This is a genomic window from Streptomyces sp. NBC_01546 (assembly GCF_045208355.1).
Classification (GTDB): Bacteria; Actinomycetota; Actinomycetes; order Streptomycetales; family Streptomycetaceae; genus Streptomyces.
In genome coordinates this window covers 3,355,440-3,369,736 of record NZ_CP109379.1, presented here as the reverse complement: position 1 = coordinate 3,369,736, position 14,297 = coordinate 3,355,440, and the positions used below count along the sequence as shown (strand labels likewise).

The 14,297-nt window shown below is 72.1% G+C and carries 15 protein-coding genes; 7 read left to right on the top strand and 8 right to left on the bottom strand.

Features of this window, described 5'->3' with window-relative positions; translation table 11 throughout:
- Nucleotides 1-55 precede the first annotated feature (55 nt).
- Nucleotides 56-757: a uridine kinase gene (locus tag OHA89_RS15080; protein ID WP_266612265.1), complete on the top strand. Its 702-nt coding sequence runs from the start codon at nt 56-58 to the stop codon at nt 755-757.
- Nucleotides 758-891: 134 nt separating this feature from the next.
- Here the strand turns inward: OHA89_RS15080 and OHA89_RS15075 are convergent, their stop codons facing one another.
- Nucleotides 892-1,587 carry a SigE family RNA polymerase sigma factor gene (locus OHA89_RS15075; RefSeq protein ID WP_215148396.1) on the bottom strand — a complete coding sequence of 232 codons (696 nt, stop codon included), beginning with the start codon at nt 1,585-1,587 and terminating at the stop codon, nt 892-894.
- Nucleotides 1,588-1,780: 193 nt separating this feature from the next.
- Here OHA89_RS15075 and afsQ1 point away from each other — a divergent pair, with 193 nt between their 5' ends.
- From afsQ1 to OHA89_RS15060, 3 genes are read left to right on the top strand one after another with little or no spacing between them, the layout of a single operon-like run.
- Nucleotides 1,781-2,458, top strand: a complete 678-nt coding sequence (gene afsQ1 / locus OHA89_RS15070) for a two-component system response regulator AfsQ1 (RefSeq protein ID WP_063783935.1) — start codon at nt 1,781-1,783, stop codon at nt 2,456-2,458.
- Nucleotides 2,455-3,939, top strand: coding sequence for a HAMP domain-containing sensor histidine kinase (locus OHA89_RS15065; protein WP_257554530.1), 1,485 nt, complete (start codon nt 2,455-2,457; stop codon nt 3,937-3,939). Before afsQ1 ends, OHA89_RS15065 begins: the two co-directional genes overlap by 4 nt.
- On the top strand, nt 3,923-4,561 hold the full coding sequence (locus OHA89_RS15060) for a hypothetical protein (protein WP_266607940.1): 639 nt from the start codon (nt 3,923-3,925) through the stop codon (nt 4,559-4,561). Before OHA89_RS15065 ends, OHA89_RS15060 begins: the two co-directional genes overlap by 17 nt.
- A gap of 121 nt (nt 4,562-4,682) precedes the next feature.
- Here the strand turns inward: OHA89_RS15060 and OHA89_RS15055 are convergent, their stop codons facing one another.
- The 3 genes from OHA89_RS15055 to OHA89_RS15045 form a co-directional block, all read right to left on the bottom strand.
- The gene (locus OHA89_RS15055) at nt 4,683-6,329 is read right to left on the bottom strand and encodes a phospho-sugar mutase (protein WP_257554526.1); all 1,647 of its coding nucleotides are present in this window, start codon (nt 6,327-6,329) and stop codon (nt 4,683-4,685) included.
- 35 nt (nt 6,330-6,364) lie between these two features.
- Nucleotides 6,365-7,171, bottom strand: coding sequence for a purine-nucleoside phosphorylase (locus OHA89_RS15050; protein WP_215148388.1), 807 nt, complete (start codon nt 7,169-7,171; stop codon nt 6,365-6,367).
- 156 nt (nt 7,172-7,327) lie between these two features.
- Nucleotides 7,328-7,765, bottom strand: coding sequence for a gamma-glutamylcyclotransferase (locus OHA89_RS15045; protein ID WP_215148387.1), 438 nt, complete (start codon nt 7,763-7,765; stop codon nt 7,328-7,330).
- 173 nt (nt 7,766-7,938) lie between these two features.
- On the opposite strand from OHA89_RS15045, the gene OHA89_RS15040 reads away from it, so the two are divergent.
- On the top strand, nt 7,939-9,378 hold the full coding sequence (locus tag OHA89_RS15040) for an NAD(P)H-quinone dehydrogenase (RefSeq protein ID WP_215148385.1): 1,440 nt from the start codon (nt 7,939-7,941) through the stop codon (nt 9,376-9,378).
- Between the two features lie 165 nt (nt 9,379-9,543).
- On the top strand, nt 9,544-10,497 hold the full coding sequence (locus tag OHA89_RS15035; protein ID WP_215148383.1) for a DeoR/GlpR family DNA-binding transcription regulator: 954 nt from the start codon (nt 9,544-9,546) through the stop codon (nt 10,495-10,497).
- Between the two features lie 67 nt (nt 10,498-10,564).
- Here the strand turns inward: OHA89_RS15035 and OHA89_RS15030 are convergent, their stop codons facing one another.
- The gene (locus OHA89_RS15030) at nt 10,565-12,325 is read right to left on the bottom strand and encodes a biotin carboxylase N-terminal domain-containing protein (RefSeq protein ID WP_266607936.1); all 1,761 of its coding nucleotides are present in this window, start codon (nt 12,323-12,325) and stop codon (nt 10,565-10,567) included.
- Nucleotides 12,326-12,700: 375 nt separating this feature from the next.
- On the opposite strand from OHA89_RS15030, the gene OHA89_RS15025 reads away from it, so the two are divergent.
- On the top strand, nt 12,701-13,153 hold the full coding sequence (locus OHA89_RS15025; RefSeq protein ID WP_257554520.1) for a hypothetical protein: 453 nt from the start codon (nt 12,701-12,703) through the stop codon (nt 13,151-13,153).
- Here the strand turns inward: OHA89_RS15025 and OHA89_RS15020 are convergent.
- From OHA89_RS15020 to OHA89_RS15010, 3 genes are all read right to left on the bottom strand, one after another.
- Nucleotides 13,134-13,748 (bottom strand): nucleoside triphosphate pyrophosphatase, encoded by a 615-nt coding sequence (locus OHA89_RS15020; protein ID WP_215148377.1) that lies wholly within the window; start codon nt 13,746-13,748, stop codon nt 13,134-13,136. The two genes, OHA89_RS15025 and OHA89_RS15020, sit on opposite strands and share 20 nt — an antisense overlap.
- Before the next feature lie 103 nt (nt 13,749-13,851).
- The gene (mmpB, locus tag OHA89_RS15015) at nt 13,852-13,986 is read right to left on the bottom strand and encodes a morphogenic membrane protein MmpB (RefSeq protein WP_266607932.1); all 135 of its coding nucleotides are present in this window, start codon (nt 13,984-13,986) and stop codon (nt 13,852-13,854) included.
- Between the two features lie 92 nt (nt 13,987-14,078).
- A complete protein-coding gene (locus OHA89_RS15010; RefSeq protein ID WP_215148375.1) occupies nt 14,079-14,288 on the bottom strand; it encodes an acyl-CoA carboxylase epsilon subunit in 210 nt (69 codons plus the stop codon).
- Between the last annotated feature and the right edge of the window lie 9 nt (nt 14,289-14,297).

The window sequence follows — 14,297 nt, the reverse complement described above, 5'->3', positions numbered from 1 at the left end:
GGGGGTTCCCGCCTGTGGTCGTAGTCGCGTGCGCACGCAGCGTAGTTGACGTGTGATCCTGGATACCAACCGGCCACCGGAGGGATCCCCTACAGGGGTTAATGGTTCAGACTGGTGTCCCGTGAGCTGTTCTTCTCCCCTGCCTACGCGCGTCGTGCTGCTGACCGGGCCCTCGGGGTCCGGCAAGTCCTCGCTGGCGGCCCGCTCGGGCCTGCCAGTGCTGCGCCTGGACGACTTCTACAAGGAGGGGGACGACCCGACCCTTCCGCTGGTCGAGGGGAGCTCGGACATCGACTGGGACTCTCCGCTGTCCTGGGACGCGGACACCGCTGTCGCGGCGATCGAGGAGCTGTGCGCGGCGGGCCGTACGGAGGTCCCCGTCTACGACATCGCGACGTCCTCCCGGACCGGGACGGAGGCGCTGGACATCTCCCGGACGCCGCTGTTCATCGCGGAGGGCATCTTCGCGGCCGACATCGTCGCCCGGTGCCAGGAGCTGGGGCTGCTCGCCGATGCCATCTGCCTGCGGGGCCGCCCCTCGACGACGTTCCGGCGCCGGCTGGTGCGCGATCTGCGCGAGGGCCGCAAGTCGGTGCTGTTCCTGCTGCGCAGGGGGTACCGGCTGATGCGTGCCGAGCGGGGCATCGTGGCCCGGCACACCGCCCTCGGGGCACACGCCTGTGGCCGCGACGAGGCCCTCGGCCGCCTGGCGGCCGCCGCGGCGGGCCGCCACCGCGCGGCAGTGGCCCCGGCCTAGGCGTATCGACCCGCGGATGTGAAAAGGCGGGATCAGGCGGACCCCCGGCCGCTTGATCCCGCCTCTTCCCCCCGCGGCCCCCGTCCCACCCCCGTAGGACGGGCCCCCTGGCCCGATGGCTCTTGTTACGCGACTTACGCGACGAGCTCCTCGAAGGACTCCGCCTCGTCGCGGCCGAAGCTCAGCGCCTCGTCCTCGCGCAGGCGCCGCAGCGAGCGCCAGATGCTCGACTTCACCGTGCCGACGCTGATCCCCAGGATCTCGGCGATCTCGGGGTCCGTGCGGCCCTCGTAGTACCGCAGCACCAGCATCGTGCGCTGCGGCTCCGGGATCCGGGTCAGCGCCTGCCACAGCACCGCGCGCAGCTCCGTACCGCGCATCGCGTCCGTGTCGGAGGCCGTCTCCGGCAGCTCCTCCGTCGGGTACTCATTCAGCTTCCGCCGGCGCCACGCACTGATGTGCAGGTTCGTCATCGTGCGGCGCAGGTACCCGCCCACGGCCGCCTTGTCGGTGATCCGGTCCCAGGCGCGGTACGTGGAGAACAGCGCGCTCTGCAGCAGGTCCTCGGCCTCGTGGCGGTCGCCGGTGAGGTGGAAGGCCGTCGCGTACAGGGCGGCCCGGCGCTCCTGGACGTACGCCGTGAACTCCGCCTCGGACGTGGAGGACGGGGTGTGCTGTGCGGGAACCGCCTGGTACTGCTTCGCGTCAATGGCTACGACATGTGAAGGCCGGGGGCGGGCGACCGCAACCGTACGGACACCCGCCCGGCGGTTCACATCGTGCAGCCGCGTGACAACCGCGCTGGTGGTGGTGCTGTGCAGCGTGTTCATCTCGCGCCCCCCGTCGTGGAGTCTGCTTCGGTCCGTTGCTGTGCTTCGGTGTTGGTAGAAGCCTGCCCGGCCGACTTAACCGGGGTGTCCGTCGACTGTCACAGGCCTGTCACAGCCACCTCCGCCGGGGCCCGGCGAGATCGCGTGCCCCCGCCGGTCGAACTCCCGACTGCCGATGGGACAGAATGACCCCGTGCCTTTCCTGTTGCTGATCGAGGACGACGACGCCATCCGCACGGCCCTCGAACTCTCCCTGTCTCGCCAGGGCCACCGTGTGGCCACCGCGGCGACGGGCGAGGACGGCCTGAAACTGCTGCGCGAGCAGCGGCCGGATCTGATCGTGCTGGACGTGATGCTGCCCGGGATCGACGGCTTCGAGGTGTGCCGGCGGATCCGCCGCACCGACCAGCTGCCGATCATCCTGCTCACCGCGCGCAGCGACGACATCGACGTGGTCGTCGGCCTGGAGTCCGGTGCCGACGACTACGTGGTCAAGCCTGTCCAGGGGCGGGTCCTCGACGCCCGCATCCGGGCCGTGCTGCGCCGCGGCGAACGCGAGTCCAGCGACTCGGCGAGCTTCGGCTCCCTGGTCATCGACCGCGCCGCCATGACGGTGACGAAGAACGGCGAGGACCTCCAGCTCACCCCGACCGAGCTGCGGCTGCTGCTGGAGCTGAGCCGCCGTCCCGGACAGGCGCTCTCCCGCCAGCAGTTGCTCCGCCTGGTCTGGGAGCACGACTACCTGGGTGACTCGCGGCTCGTGGACGCCTGTGTGCAGCGGCTGCGCGCCAAGGTGGAGGAAGTGCCGTCCTCCCCGACCCTGATCCGTACGGTCCGGGGCGTCGGCTACCGGCTGGACTCCCCGCAGTGATCAGAGCTCTGTTCGCGGGCCGGCGCTGGACCAGCCTGCGGCTGCGGCTCCTCGTGGTGTTCGCGCTGGTCGCGCTGACGGCCGCGGTCTCCGCTTCGGGGATCGCGTACTGGCTCAACCGGGAGGCGGTCCTCACCCGTACCCAGGACGCGGCCCTCGGCGACTTCCGGCAGGAGATGCAGAACCGGGCCGCGGCGCTGCCCGCCGACCCGACGGCGCAGGAGATCCAGCGCACCGCGGAACTGATGGCGGGCAGCAGCCCCGGCTACAGCGTGCTGCTGGTGCAGGAGGGCAAGGACGGCCTGGTGTCCGGGGCGGCGGGGCCCGACGCCTTCGGGCTGGGCGACGTACCGAAGTCCCTGCGGGACGCGGTCGACGACCGGCAGAAGATGACGGCGGCGAACGACTCCGAGTACCACATGTACTGGCAGCGGACGAAGCCCGGCGGCAATCCGTACCTGGTCGGCGGGACGCGGATCGTGGGCGGCGGGCTCACCGGCTACATGTACAAGTCGCTCGCGCAGGAGCGGGACGACCTGAACGCGCTGGCCTGGTCGCTGACGATCGCGACGGGCCTGGCGCTGCTCGGCTCCGCGCTGCTGGCGCAGGCCGCGGCGCGTACGGTGCTCAAGCCCGTGCAGCGGCTGGGCGACGCGGCGCGGCGGCTCGGCGAGGGCGAACTCGACCACCGGCTGGACGTGTCGGGGACCGACGAACTCGCGGATCTGGCGCACACCTTCAACAAGACGGCGGAGGCGCTGGAGAAGAAGGTCGCCGACATGAGCGCGCGGGAGGAGTCGAGCCGGCGCTTCGTCGCGGACATGTCGCACGAACTGCGCACGCCGCTGACGGCGTTGACGGCGGTCGCCGAGGTGCTGGAGGAGGAGGTCGACGACCTCGATCCGATGATCGCACCGGCGGTGGCGCTGGTCGTCAGCGAGACGCGGCGCCTCAACGACCTGGTGGAGAACCTGATGGAGGTCACCCGCTTCGACGCGGGAACGGCCCGGCTGGTGCTGGACGACGTGAACGTCGCCGACCAGGTCACGGCGTGCATCGACGCGCGGGCCTGGCTGGACGCGGTCGAACTCGACGCCGAGCGGGGCATCGTGGCGCGGCTCGACCCGCGCCGCCTCGACGTGATCCTGGCCAACCTGATCGGCAACGCCCTCAAGCACGGCGGCTCGCCGGTGCGCGTGAAGGTGCTCGTGGAGGGGGAGTGGCTGGTGATCGCGGTGCAGGACAACGGGCCGGGCATCCCGGAGGACGTCCTGCCGCACGTCTTCGACCGGTTCTACAAGGCGAGTGCCTCGCGGCCGAAGTCGGACGGGAGCGGGCTGGGCCTGTCGATCGCCATGGAGAACGCGCACATCCACGGCGGTGACATCACGGCCGCCAACGGGCCGGAGGGCGGCGCGCTGTTCACGCTGCGGCTGCCGGTGGACGTGGGGAAGGTGATCGCGGGTGACCAGGACGCGTAGGACGCGCAGGGCGCTGGCGGCGGGCTTGGCGGTGCTGACCCTGTCGGCACTGTCCGGATGCGGGATCAGGGCGACGACCGTGCCGGTGGACGTGGGCGCGGCGCCCTCGCGGGTGTCCTGCGACACCCCGGCGCAGCCCAGCGGGCAGGGCGGTGTGCAGGGCTTCCGGGCCACGGTGGAGCTGGTCTGCGGATCGCAGCTGGTGGGCGTGGAACGGGTGGTGCCGGTACCGGAGAAGAGGCCGCTGCGAGACCCCGTGGCACTGGTCGTGCAGGCGCTGCTGGAGGCACTGGAGAAGACGCCGTCCGGGGAGGAGCGGGATGCCGGGTTCACCACCGGGGTGCCCGCGGGACTCACGGCGGGAGCGCCGAGGCCGTCGGACCCGGCGGGCACGGTGCGGCTGAGCCGTAAGCCGGAGGACCTGCCGCCCGTGGCCCTGTCGCAGATCGTGTGCACGCTGGCGGGCAGCGAAGCGGTGTCGGCGGGTCCGGGACCGGTGGTTCTGGGCGGGCCGGACGCGGATCCGCCGCGGGCGTGGGAGTGCACGGACACGGTCCGCTCCCGCCCGGAGTCGATCCCGACCCTGGGCGAGATCGTCCGCCCGACAGCCACACCTTCCTGACGGACTCCGTCCGCCGGAACGATGCCCCGCCGGGTCATCCTTCGGTGCGCAACGGCCCCGGGACGGCGACGGCCCCCCGGGCCGGACGGGGCTCGGGGGGCCGTCGAACTGGTGGGGCGGGCTAGATGCCAGCCGCGGCCGCGAGGTCCTTCTTGATCGCGTCCAGGATCTCCTGGCCGCGCGCGCGGGCCGGGGCCAGGTCGGAGGCCTCGGCCACCGGGACCACGACCTCCAGGTAGCACTTCAGCTTGGGCTCCGTGCCCGACGGGCGGACGATCACCCGGGCCTTGTAGGCGCCGTCCAGGTAGTACCGCAGGCCGTCCGTGGGCGGGAGGGACTCCGTGCCCTTGGTCAGGTCCTCCGCCGAGGTGACCTGCAGGCCCGCCAGCGAGACCGGCGGCTCCGCCCGCAGTGCGGCCATCGCCGAGGCGATGACCGACAGGTCCGAGACGCGGACCGACAGCTGGTCGGTGGCGTGCAGGCCGTGGGCCATCGCCAGGTCGTCCAGCAGGTCGGTCAGGGTGCGGCCCTGCTCCTTGAGTTCCGAGGCCAGCTCCGCCACCAGCAGGGCGGCCGTGACGCCGTCCTTGTCGCGGACGCCCTCGGGGTCCACGCAGTAGCCGAGCGCTTCCTCGTAGCCGTAGCGCAGGCCCTGTACGCGGGCGATCCACTTGAAGCCCGTCAGGGTCTCCTCGTAGCCGACGCCCGCCGCCTCCGCGATCCGGCCCAGGAGCGAGGACGAGACGATGGATTCCGCGAAGACGCCCTGCGCGCCCTTGTGGACCAGGTGGGCCGCCAGCAGCGCGCCGACCTCGTCGCCGCGCAGCATCCGCCAGCCGTCCCCGGCGGGCACGGCCACCGCGCAGCGGTCCGCGTCCGGGTCGTTGGCGATCACGATGTCCGGGTTGACCTCGGCGGCCTTCGCGAAGGCCAGGTCCATCGCGCCCGGCTCCTCCGGGTTGGGGAAGGCCACCGTCGGGAAGGCCGGGTCCGGCTCCGCCTGCTCGGCGACGAGCACCGGCTCCGGGAAGCCGTGCCGGGCGAAGGCCGCCATGACGACGTCCTTGCCGACGCCGTGCATGGCCGTGTAGACGGTCCGCACGCCCCGGGGGCCCCCGGGGGTCAGGACCGCGTCCGTGCGCGCCAGGTAGGCCTCCAGGACCTCCTCGTCGAGCTGCAGCCAGCCGTCCGCCGGGCGGGGTACGGAGGCGAGCGTCTCGATGCGGCCGATCTCCGCCGCGATCTCGGCGTCCGCCGGGGAGACGATCTGCGAGCCGTCGCCGAGGTACACCTTGTAGCCGTTGTCCCGGGGAGGGTTGTGGCTCGCGGTCACCTCGACGCCGGCGACGGCGCCCAGGTGCCTTATGGCGTACGCGAGGACGGGCGTCGGCAGCGGGCGGGGCAGGACGGCCGCGCGCAGTCCGGCGCCGGTCATGACGGCCGCGGTGTCGCGGGCGAAGTCCGCCGACTTGTAGCGCGCGTCGTAGCCGACGACGACCAGGCCGCCGGTGTGGCCCTGGGCCTTCAGGTAGGCCGCGAGGCCCGCCGCGGCCCGGATGACCACGCCGCGGTTCATCCGCATCGGGCCCGCGCCCAGCTCGCCGCGCAGTCCGGCGGTGCCGAACTGGAGCGTGCCGGCGAAGCGGTCCGCGAGCTCCGCCGTGTCGCCCGCCTCGATGAGCGCGGCGAGCTCGGCCGCCGTCTCCGGGTCCGGGTCCTCCGCCAGCCAGGCCTGCGCCCGGGTGATCAGGTCGTCCTGTTCCTGCACTACTTCCGCCTTACCTCTCGTACGGGCCCGGTGCCTCAGATGCGGGCGAGGACCTGGGTCAGCAGCTTGCCCATGCGCGCGGCCGAGTCACGGCCGGCCTGGAGCACCTCTTCGTGGTTCAGCGGCTCGCCGGAGATGCCCGCCGCCAGGTTGGTGACCAGGGAGATGCCCAGCACCTCGGCGCCGGCCTCACGGGCGGCGATGGCCTCCAGCACGGTGGACATGCCGACCAGGTCGGCGCCCATGACGCGGATCATGTTGATCTCGGCCGGGGTCTCGTAGTGCGGGCCGGGGAACTGAACGTAGACGCCCTCTTCGAGGGTCTCGTCGATCTCCTTGCACATCGCGCGCAGACGCGGCGAGTACAGGTCGGTGAGGTCCACGAAGTTCGCGCCGACGATCGGCGAGGTGGCCGTCAGGTTGAGGTGGTCGCTGATCAGGACCGGCTGGCCGGGCTTCATGCCCTCGCGCAGGCCGCCACAGCCGTTGGTGAGGACGACGGTCTTGCAGCCCGCGGCAACCGCGGTGCGCACGCCGTGGGCGACGGCGGCGACGCCGCGGCCCTCGTAGTAGTGGGTCCGGCCGAGGAAGAGCAGCGCGCGCTTGTCGCCGATCTTGTACGAGCGGATCTTGCCGCCGTGGCCCTCGACGGCCGGGGGCGGGAAGCCGGGCAGCTCGGTGACCGGGAACTCGGCCTCGGGGGCGCCGAGCGCCTCTGCGGCGGGGGCCCATCCGGAGCCCATGACGAGGGCGACATCGTGGGATTCCGCGCCGGTCAGCTCGCGGAGGCGGGCGGCTGCGGCGTCGGCGGCGGCGAAGGGGTCGGTAACAGATGCGTTCACGCGGAAGAGCGTAGCCGCTCATTGCCTACGCGCGTAGATGGCACAGCTCACGGTCTTCGGATCGTTGCTTTGTCGTTTCCGACCAAATGTCCCCGACATACCCCCATGGGGTTCCTGGGGTTCCAGGGCCGACCGTGGCGCCCGCGGCGCCGGGGTTCAGCAGGGCCGCTTGCGCAGTTCCATCACGTAGTCGTGCGGAGCGCCCGCGGACTCGGCGGCGTCGGCGAGCTCGCCCAGGTAGCGCGCCGAGGGCAGGCCGCCCTCGTAGCCGTTGAGGACGTACACCCACGCCGCTTCCTCGCCGTCCAGCGTGTGCACGCGCACCCGCATCCGGCGGTAGATGTCGAGCCCGACGCCCTCCCAGCGGTCCATCGAGTCCTCGTCCAGCGGCGCGATGTCGTACAGGGCGACGAAGACCTGGTGGCGCGGGGCTTCGACGATCGTGGCGAGCGCGCCCTCCCAGCCCATCTGCTCGCCGCCGAAGGTCAGCCGCCAGTCGTTGATCCAGCCCGTGCCGCGCAGCGGCGAATGGGGTGCGCGGCGCGTCATCAGCCGCGGGTCGAGGTTGCCGGCGTACGCGGCGTAGAGCGACATGAGGTCGAGGGTACGGGAGGGGCGGCGGTGGCCGCGCTCCCGGATGGAGGGACTGTGCGCGAAGCACCTTGAAGCGTGCGGGACAATGGGGCACGGAATGCATCCCCCGGGGAGACCCCCCGGAACACCGGCCGGGGCGGCAGCCGGCCGGGTAGACGTGAGGCGGACTTTTCGTGACCCGGATCGTGATCATCGGCGGCGGACCCGGCGGGTATGAGGCGGCCCTGGTGGGGGCCCAGCTCGGCGCGGAGGTGACCGTCGTGGACTGCGACGGTCTTGGCGGGGCCTCGGTCCTGACCGACTGCGTACCCTCCAAGACCCTCATCGCGACCGCCGAGGTCATGACGACCTTCGACTCGTCGTACGAGGAACTCGGCATCGTCGTCGCGGACGACACCCCGCACATCGAGCAGGCCGCGCGCGTCGTCGGCGTGGACCTCGGCAAGGTGAACCGGCGCGTCAAGCGCCTCGCCCTCGCCCAGTCGCACGACATCACCGCCTCCGTCACCCGGGCCGGCGCCCGGGTCGTACGGGGCCGCGCCAAGCTCGGCGGCCCGCAGGGCATCGACGGCACCCGGGACGTCATCGTCACGGCCGCCGACGGCACCGAGACGATCCTGACCGCCGAGGCCGTGCTGATCGCGACCGGCGGCCACCCCCGCGAGATCCCGGACGCCCAGCCGGACGGCGAGCGCATCCTGAACTGGACCCAGGTCTACGACCTGGACGAGCTCCCCGAGGAGCTCATCGTGGTCGGCTCCGGCGTCACCGGCGCCGAGTTCGCCGGCGCGTACCAGGCCCTCGGCTCCCGGGTCACGCTGGTCTCCTCCCGCGACCGCGTGCTGCCGGGCGAGGACCCCGACGCGGCCGCCGTCCTGGAGGACGTGTTCCGGCGCCGCGGCATGAACGTCATCGGCCGCTCCCGCGCCGAGTCCGCCAAGCGCGTCGGCGACCGGGTCGAGGTCACCCTCTCGGACGGCCGGGTGCTGACCGGCACGCACTGCCTGATGGCGGTCGGCGCGATCCCGAACACCAAGGACATGAACCTGGAGGAGTCCGGGGTCCGGCTCAAGGACTCCGGGCACATCTGGACCGACAAGGTCTCGCGTACCTCCGCGCCCGGCGTGTACGCCGCGGGTGACGTCACCGGCATCTTCGCGCTGGCCTCCGTCGCGGCCATGCAGGGCCGCATCGCGATGTACCACTTCCTGGGCGACGCGGTGGCCCCGCTGAACCTCAAGACGGTGTCCTCGAACGTCTTCACCGACCCCGAGATCGCGACCGTCGGCTACACCCAGGCCGACGTGGACTCCGGAAAGATCGACGCCCGCGTGGTGAAGCTGCCGCTGCTGCGCAACCCGCGCGCCAAGATGCAGGGCATCCGGGACGGCTTCGTGAAGCTGTTCTGCCGCCCGGGCACCGGCATCGTCGTCGGCGGCGTGGTCGTCTCCCCGCGCGCGAGCGAGCTGATCCACCCCATCTCGATCGCGGTCGACAACAACCTGACGGTCGAGCAGATCGCAAACGCGTTCACCGTGTACCCCTCCCTGTCGGGTTCGATCGCCGAGGTGGCCCGCCAGCTCCACACGCGGAAGACCGCCGGGGAGGCTTAACCCCCGCCTGCCGCAAGGGGTTTGGGGCGGGGCGCCGCCTCGTGGCCGGTCGTTCACACAACCAACCGACCGCGTATACCACTAGTCGCCCCGCCGTACGGACAACTTCGGTATTCCGGCGCAAGGAGCTGAAACCAGACGGTCGTTGGGGTTACTGTCAGTTTCGTGTTCGCTGCAGAACGTCGCCAATTGATCCTCGAAATGGTGCGGGCCAACGGAGCGGTATCGCTCCGGGAGCTCGCCCGCGTCGTCCAGACCTCCGAAGTGACCGTACGGCGGGACGTGCGGGCACTGGAGGCAGAAGGACTCCTCGACCGCCGACATGGCGGTGCGGTCTTGCCGGGCGGTTTCACGCGGGAGTCCGGCTTTCCGCAAAAGTCCCATCTCGCGACGGCGGAGAAGACCGCCATTGCCGATGTCGCGGCCGGCCTCGTCGAAGAAGGCGAGGCCGTCGTCGTCGGCGCGGGCACCACGACCCAGGAGCTGGCCCGCCGGCTCGCCCGGGTGCCCGGACTGACCGTCGTCACCAACTCGCTGCTCGTCGCCCAGGCGCTGGCCCATGCCAACCGGGTGGAGGTGGTGATGACCGGCGGCACCCTGCGCGGGTCCAACTACGCCCTCGTGGGCAGCGGGGCCGAGCAGTCCCTCCAGGGGCTCCGGGTCTCCCGCGCCTTCCTCTCGGGCAGCGGCCTGACCGCCGAGCGCGGCCTGTCCACGTCCAACATGCTCTCCGCGAGCGTGGACCGGGCGCTGGTCCAGGCGGCGGCCGAGGTGGTCGTCCTGGCGGACCACACGAAGCTCGGCACGGACACCATGTTCCAGACCGTGCCGACCGATGTGATGACCCGCCTGGTGACGGACGAGCCCCCACCGCACGACGACCGCGCCGCCACGGAACTCCAGGCGCTGGCCGACCAGGGCGTCCAGATCACCGTGGCCGGCGGAACCGCGGCCTCCGGCGGCGGTGACGGCATGACGGGCCGGCGGCCGCGGCGCGACTCGCCCCTGCCGGTGCAGAGGCGCGGCGGGCCCACGGCTCAACTGCGCAGCGCGCCCGCCGGGCTGCTGGAGCAGCAGGCCGGGGAGCGGGCGCGGGTCGCCGACATGCGGCGCCGTTAGGCCGCTCGACGCCGACGGGGCTGGTGGCGCTCAGCGCCATCCAGCCCCGTCGGCGTTTTTGCGGACGTCAGTCCTTGATCTCGCAGATCGTGGCGCCCGAGGTGAGGGAGGCGCCGACCTCGGCGGTGAGGCCGACGATCGTTCCGGAGCGGTGCGCGTTGAGCGGCTGCTCCATCTTCATCGCCTCGAGTACGACGATCAGCTCGCCCTCCTCGACGCGCTGGCCCTCCTCGACCGCGACCTTGACGATCGTGCCCTGCATCGGGGAGGCGAGGGTGTCGCCGGAGGCGGCCGGGCCGGACTTCTTGGCCGCGCGCCGCTTGGGCTTGGCGCCACCGGCGGCGGCCGTGCGGGCCAGGGTCATGCCCAGGGACGAAGGCAGCGAGACCTCGAGGCGCTTGCCGCCGACCTCGACGACCACCGTCTCGCGGCCCGGCTCGTCCTCGCTGTCCTCCGCGGCCGGGGCCGTGAACGCCGGGATCTCGTTGACGAACTCGGTCTCGATCCAGCGGGTGTGGACCGTGAAGGGTCCCTCCGCGGGGGCGAAGGCCGGGTCGACGACGACGGCGCGGTGGAACGGGACGGCGGTGGCCATGCCCTCGATCTCGAACTCGGCGAGCGCGCGGGCGGCGCGCTGGAGCGCCTGCTCGCGGGTGGCGCCGGTGACGATCAGCTTGGCGAGGAGGGAGTCCCAGGCCGGGCCGATGACCGAGCCGGACTCCACGCCCGCGTCCAGGCGGACGCCGGGCCCGCTCGGCGGGGCGAACTTCGTGACCGTGCCGGGGGCCGGGAGGAAGCCGCGGCCCGGGTCCTCGCCGTTGATGCGGAACTCGAAGGAGTGCCCGCGCAGGACGGGGTCCCCGTAGCCGAGCTCCTCGCCGTCGGCGATGCGGAACATCTCGCGGACCAGGTCGATGCCGGTGACCTCTTCGGTGACCGGGTGCTCGACCTGGAGGCGGGTGTTGACCTCCAGGAAGGAGATCGTGCCGTCCGTGCCGACCAGGAACTCGACCGTACCGGCGCCGACGTAGCCGGCTTCCTTCAGGATCGCCTTGGAGGCGGCGTACAGCTCCGCGTTCTGCGCCTCGGAGAGGAACGGCGCGGGGGCCTCCTCGACCAGCTTCTGGTGGCGGCGCTGGAGGGAGCAGTCACGGGTGGAGACGACGACCACGTTGCCGTGGCTGTCGGCGAGGCACTGGGTCTCGACGTGCCGCGGCTTGTCGAGGTAGCGCTCGACGAAGCACTCGCCGCGGCCGAAGGCGGCGACGGCCTCGCGGACGGCGGAGTCGTAGAGCTCCGGCACCTCTTCGAGGTTGCGGGCGACCTTGAGGCCGCGGCCGCCGCCGCCGAAGGCCGCCTTGATGGCGATGGGCAGGCCGTGCTCCTTGGCGAAGGCGACGACCTCGTCGGCTCCGGAGACCGGGTCCGGCGTACCGGCGACCAGCGGCGCACCGGCGCGCTGGGCGATGTGCCGGGCGGCGACCTTGTCACCCAGGTCGCGGATGGCCTGCGGCGGCGGGCCGATCCAGGTCAGGCCCGCGTCGAGCACGGCCTGCGCGAAGTCGGCGTTCTCGGAGAGGAAGCCGTATCCGGGATGGATGGCGTCCGCACCGGAATCGGCTGCGGCCTGGAGGACCTTGGAGATGTCCAGGTAGCTGGCGGCCGGGGTGTCACCGCCCAACGCGAAAGCTTCGTCTGCCGCGCGGACATGCAGAGCGTCCCGGTCCGGATCGGCGTAGACGGCTACGCTCCCGATCCCGGCGTCCCGGCAGGCCCGAGCAACGCGGACAGCGATTTCGCCACGGTTGGCGATGAGCACCTTGCGCACGATGGCTCCCTCCTTGAAACAAGCTGAGTTTAGGGACAGCCCACACGGCCTTTCGACCCTTCCCCAGTGGTGAGCTTGCCCACACAGAGTGTGATTCGAGGCTCGCTCTACTGGGGAACCCTTATGGCGCCCCAGGTCAGGGGGATCCCCGACTGCACAGTAACCCCGTATTACAGCCCGGGTCTCTGTCATGCCGGTCAGCGGCCCCGGGTGATTCTTTGTCGAGTCCCTACGAACGGCCCACTTTTTCTTCGCGTGATCACTGTGCGCGGCCGCTCCCGTAACGAAGCGGCCCGCACCCCTTGTCCGCACGTTTACCCGTTAGTAGCCTCCAGGCGTCGAACAGGCTTGTGACGCGTGGGGGGTGGGGACGTCGTGCTGCGAAGACTCGTGGCCGGACTGGCCGCGATCGTACTGGTCGCGGAAGCGGTCGTACTCGTGTTCGTCCACATCGTGCTGGGCCGGACCACCGCGAACCAGTCGATGTCGATCGCGGGCAGCGATCCGGATGTCATGTCCAAGGCAACCTACGGCCTCGGGGCGGGCATGGGGGCCTTCCTCCTGCTGTGCGCCGTGCTCGCCGCCCTGGCGGCGGTCCGCGACCGCGCGCCCGGCGGCTTCGCCCGCGCCGTGCTCGTCGGCGCCGCCGTCACGCACGGGGTGCTGGGCATCCTGTCCGTCGTCCTGGTCGGCTGGGGCGCCTTCGTGGCGATGATGCTGATCCTGTGCCTGCTGGTCCTCACCCTGATGCTCTACGCCGCCCCGCGCGAGACCGGCGTACAGGACGCCCCGCCGCCGCTCGGGGAGCTCAAGCCCACAAATCCGTGATGGACACGCCCAGTTCGCCCAGCAGGGAGCGGAGCAGCGGCAGGGACAGCCCGATCACGTTGCCGGGGTCCCCGTCGATGCCCTCGATGAACGGCGCCGACAGCCCGTCCAGCGTGAACGCCCCCGCCACGTGCAGCGGCTCGCCGCTCGCCACGTACGCGGCGACCTCCGCGTCCGTCGGCTCGCCGAACCGGACCGTCGTGGAGGCCGTCGCCGAGACCTGACGGCCGCCGACCGTGTCGATCACGCAGTGGCCCGTGCGCAGGATCCCGGACCGCCCGCGCATCGCCTTCCAGCGGGCCGTGGCCTCCTCGGCGTCCGCCGGCTTGCCCAGGGCCTCGCCGTCCAGCTCCAGCACGGTGTCGCAGCCGATCACCAGGGCGCCCGCGGCCTCGTCCAGGGCCGCCACGGCGCCCGCCTTCGCCTCGGCCAGCGCCAGCGCCAGCTCGGCGGGCTCGTCGTGGTCCAGCGCGTCCTCGTCGAAACCGCTGACGATGACGTGCGGGGCGAGCCCGGCCTGCCGCAGCAGGTTCAGGCGGGCGGGGGAGGCGGAGGCGAGGACGAGCGAGCGCGGTTCGACAGTCATGCCCGCCATCGTAGGGGCGCCACGGGGCAGCCCCCGTCCGGGATGCGACGTGCCCCGGACGTGCGCCGGACCTGCGCACGGCCGTGCCTGCGGGCTTGCCTTCGGCCGTGCCCTAGAAGCGGCCCACGCCCAGGACGTAGACCCCCACGAGCATGGCGATGGCGATCACCACGGTCATGCGCCGGACCATCGCCTGCACGTCGCGCATGTCCTTCGGCGGCTTGTTCTCAGGATCGGACCAGAGCATGGTCCGATCCTGTCCCCGGGACGGGCGGGACGCCTGAGTACCCGTACTCAGGCGTCACCGTCCGTTCGCGTCATATTCCGCCTGGGGGGGACCTATCCGGGCCAGTACGTACGGCCCCACGCGCGCGGCCCCGGCCGCGGCAGCCGGCGCCGCGCCACCCGGGCGGGCGTCGACCACTCGTCCGCCACCCGGGGCGCGCCCGACGGCACCGAGGCCAGCGCCGCCGCGCGCGCTTGGACCACCGCCAGTGCGGCGGCCAGCTCCTCCGCGGTCGGATTGCCCTTGACGACCTTGATCACCACAGAGACCTC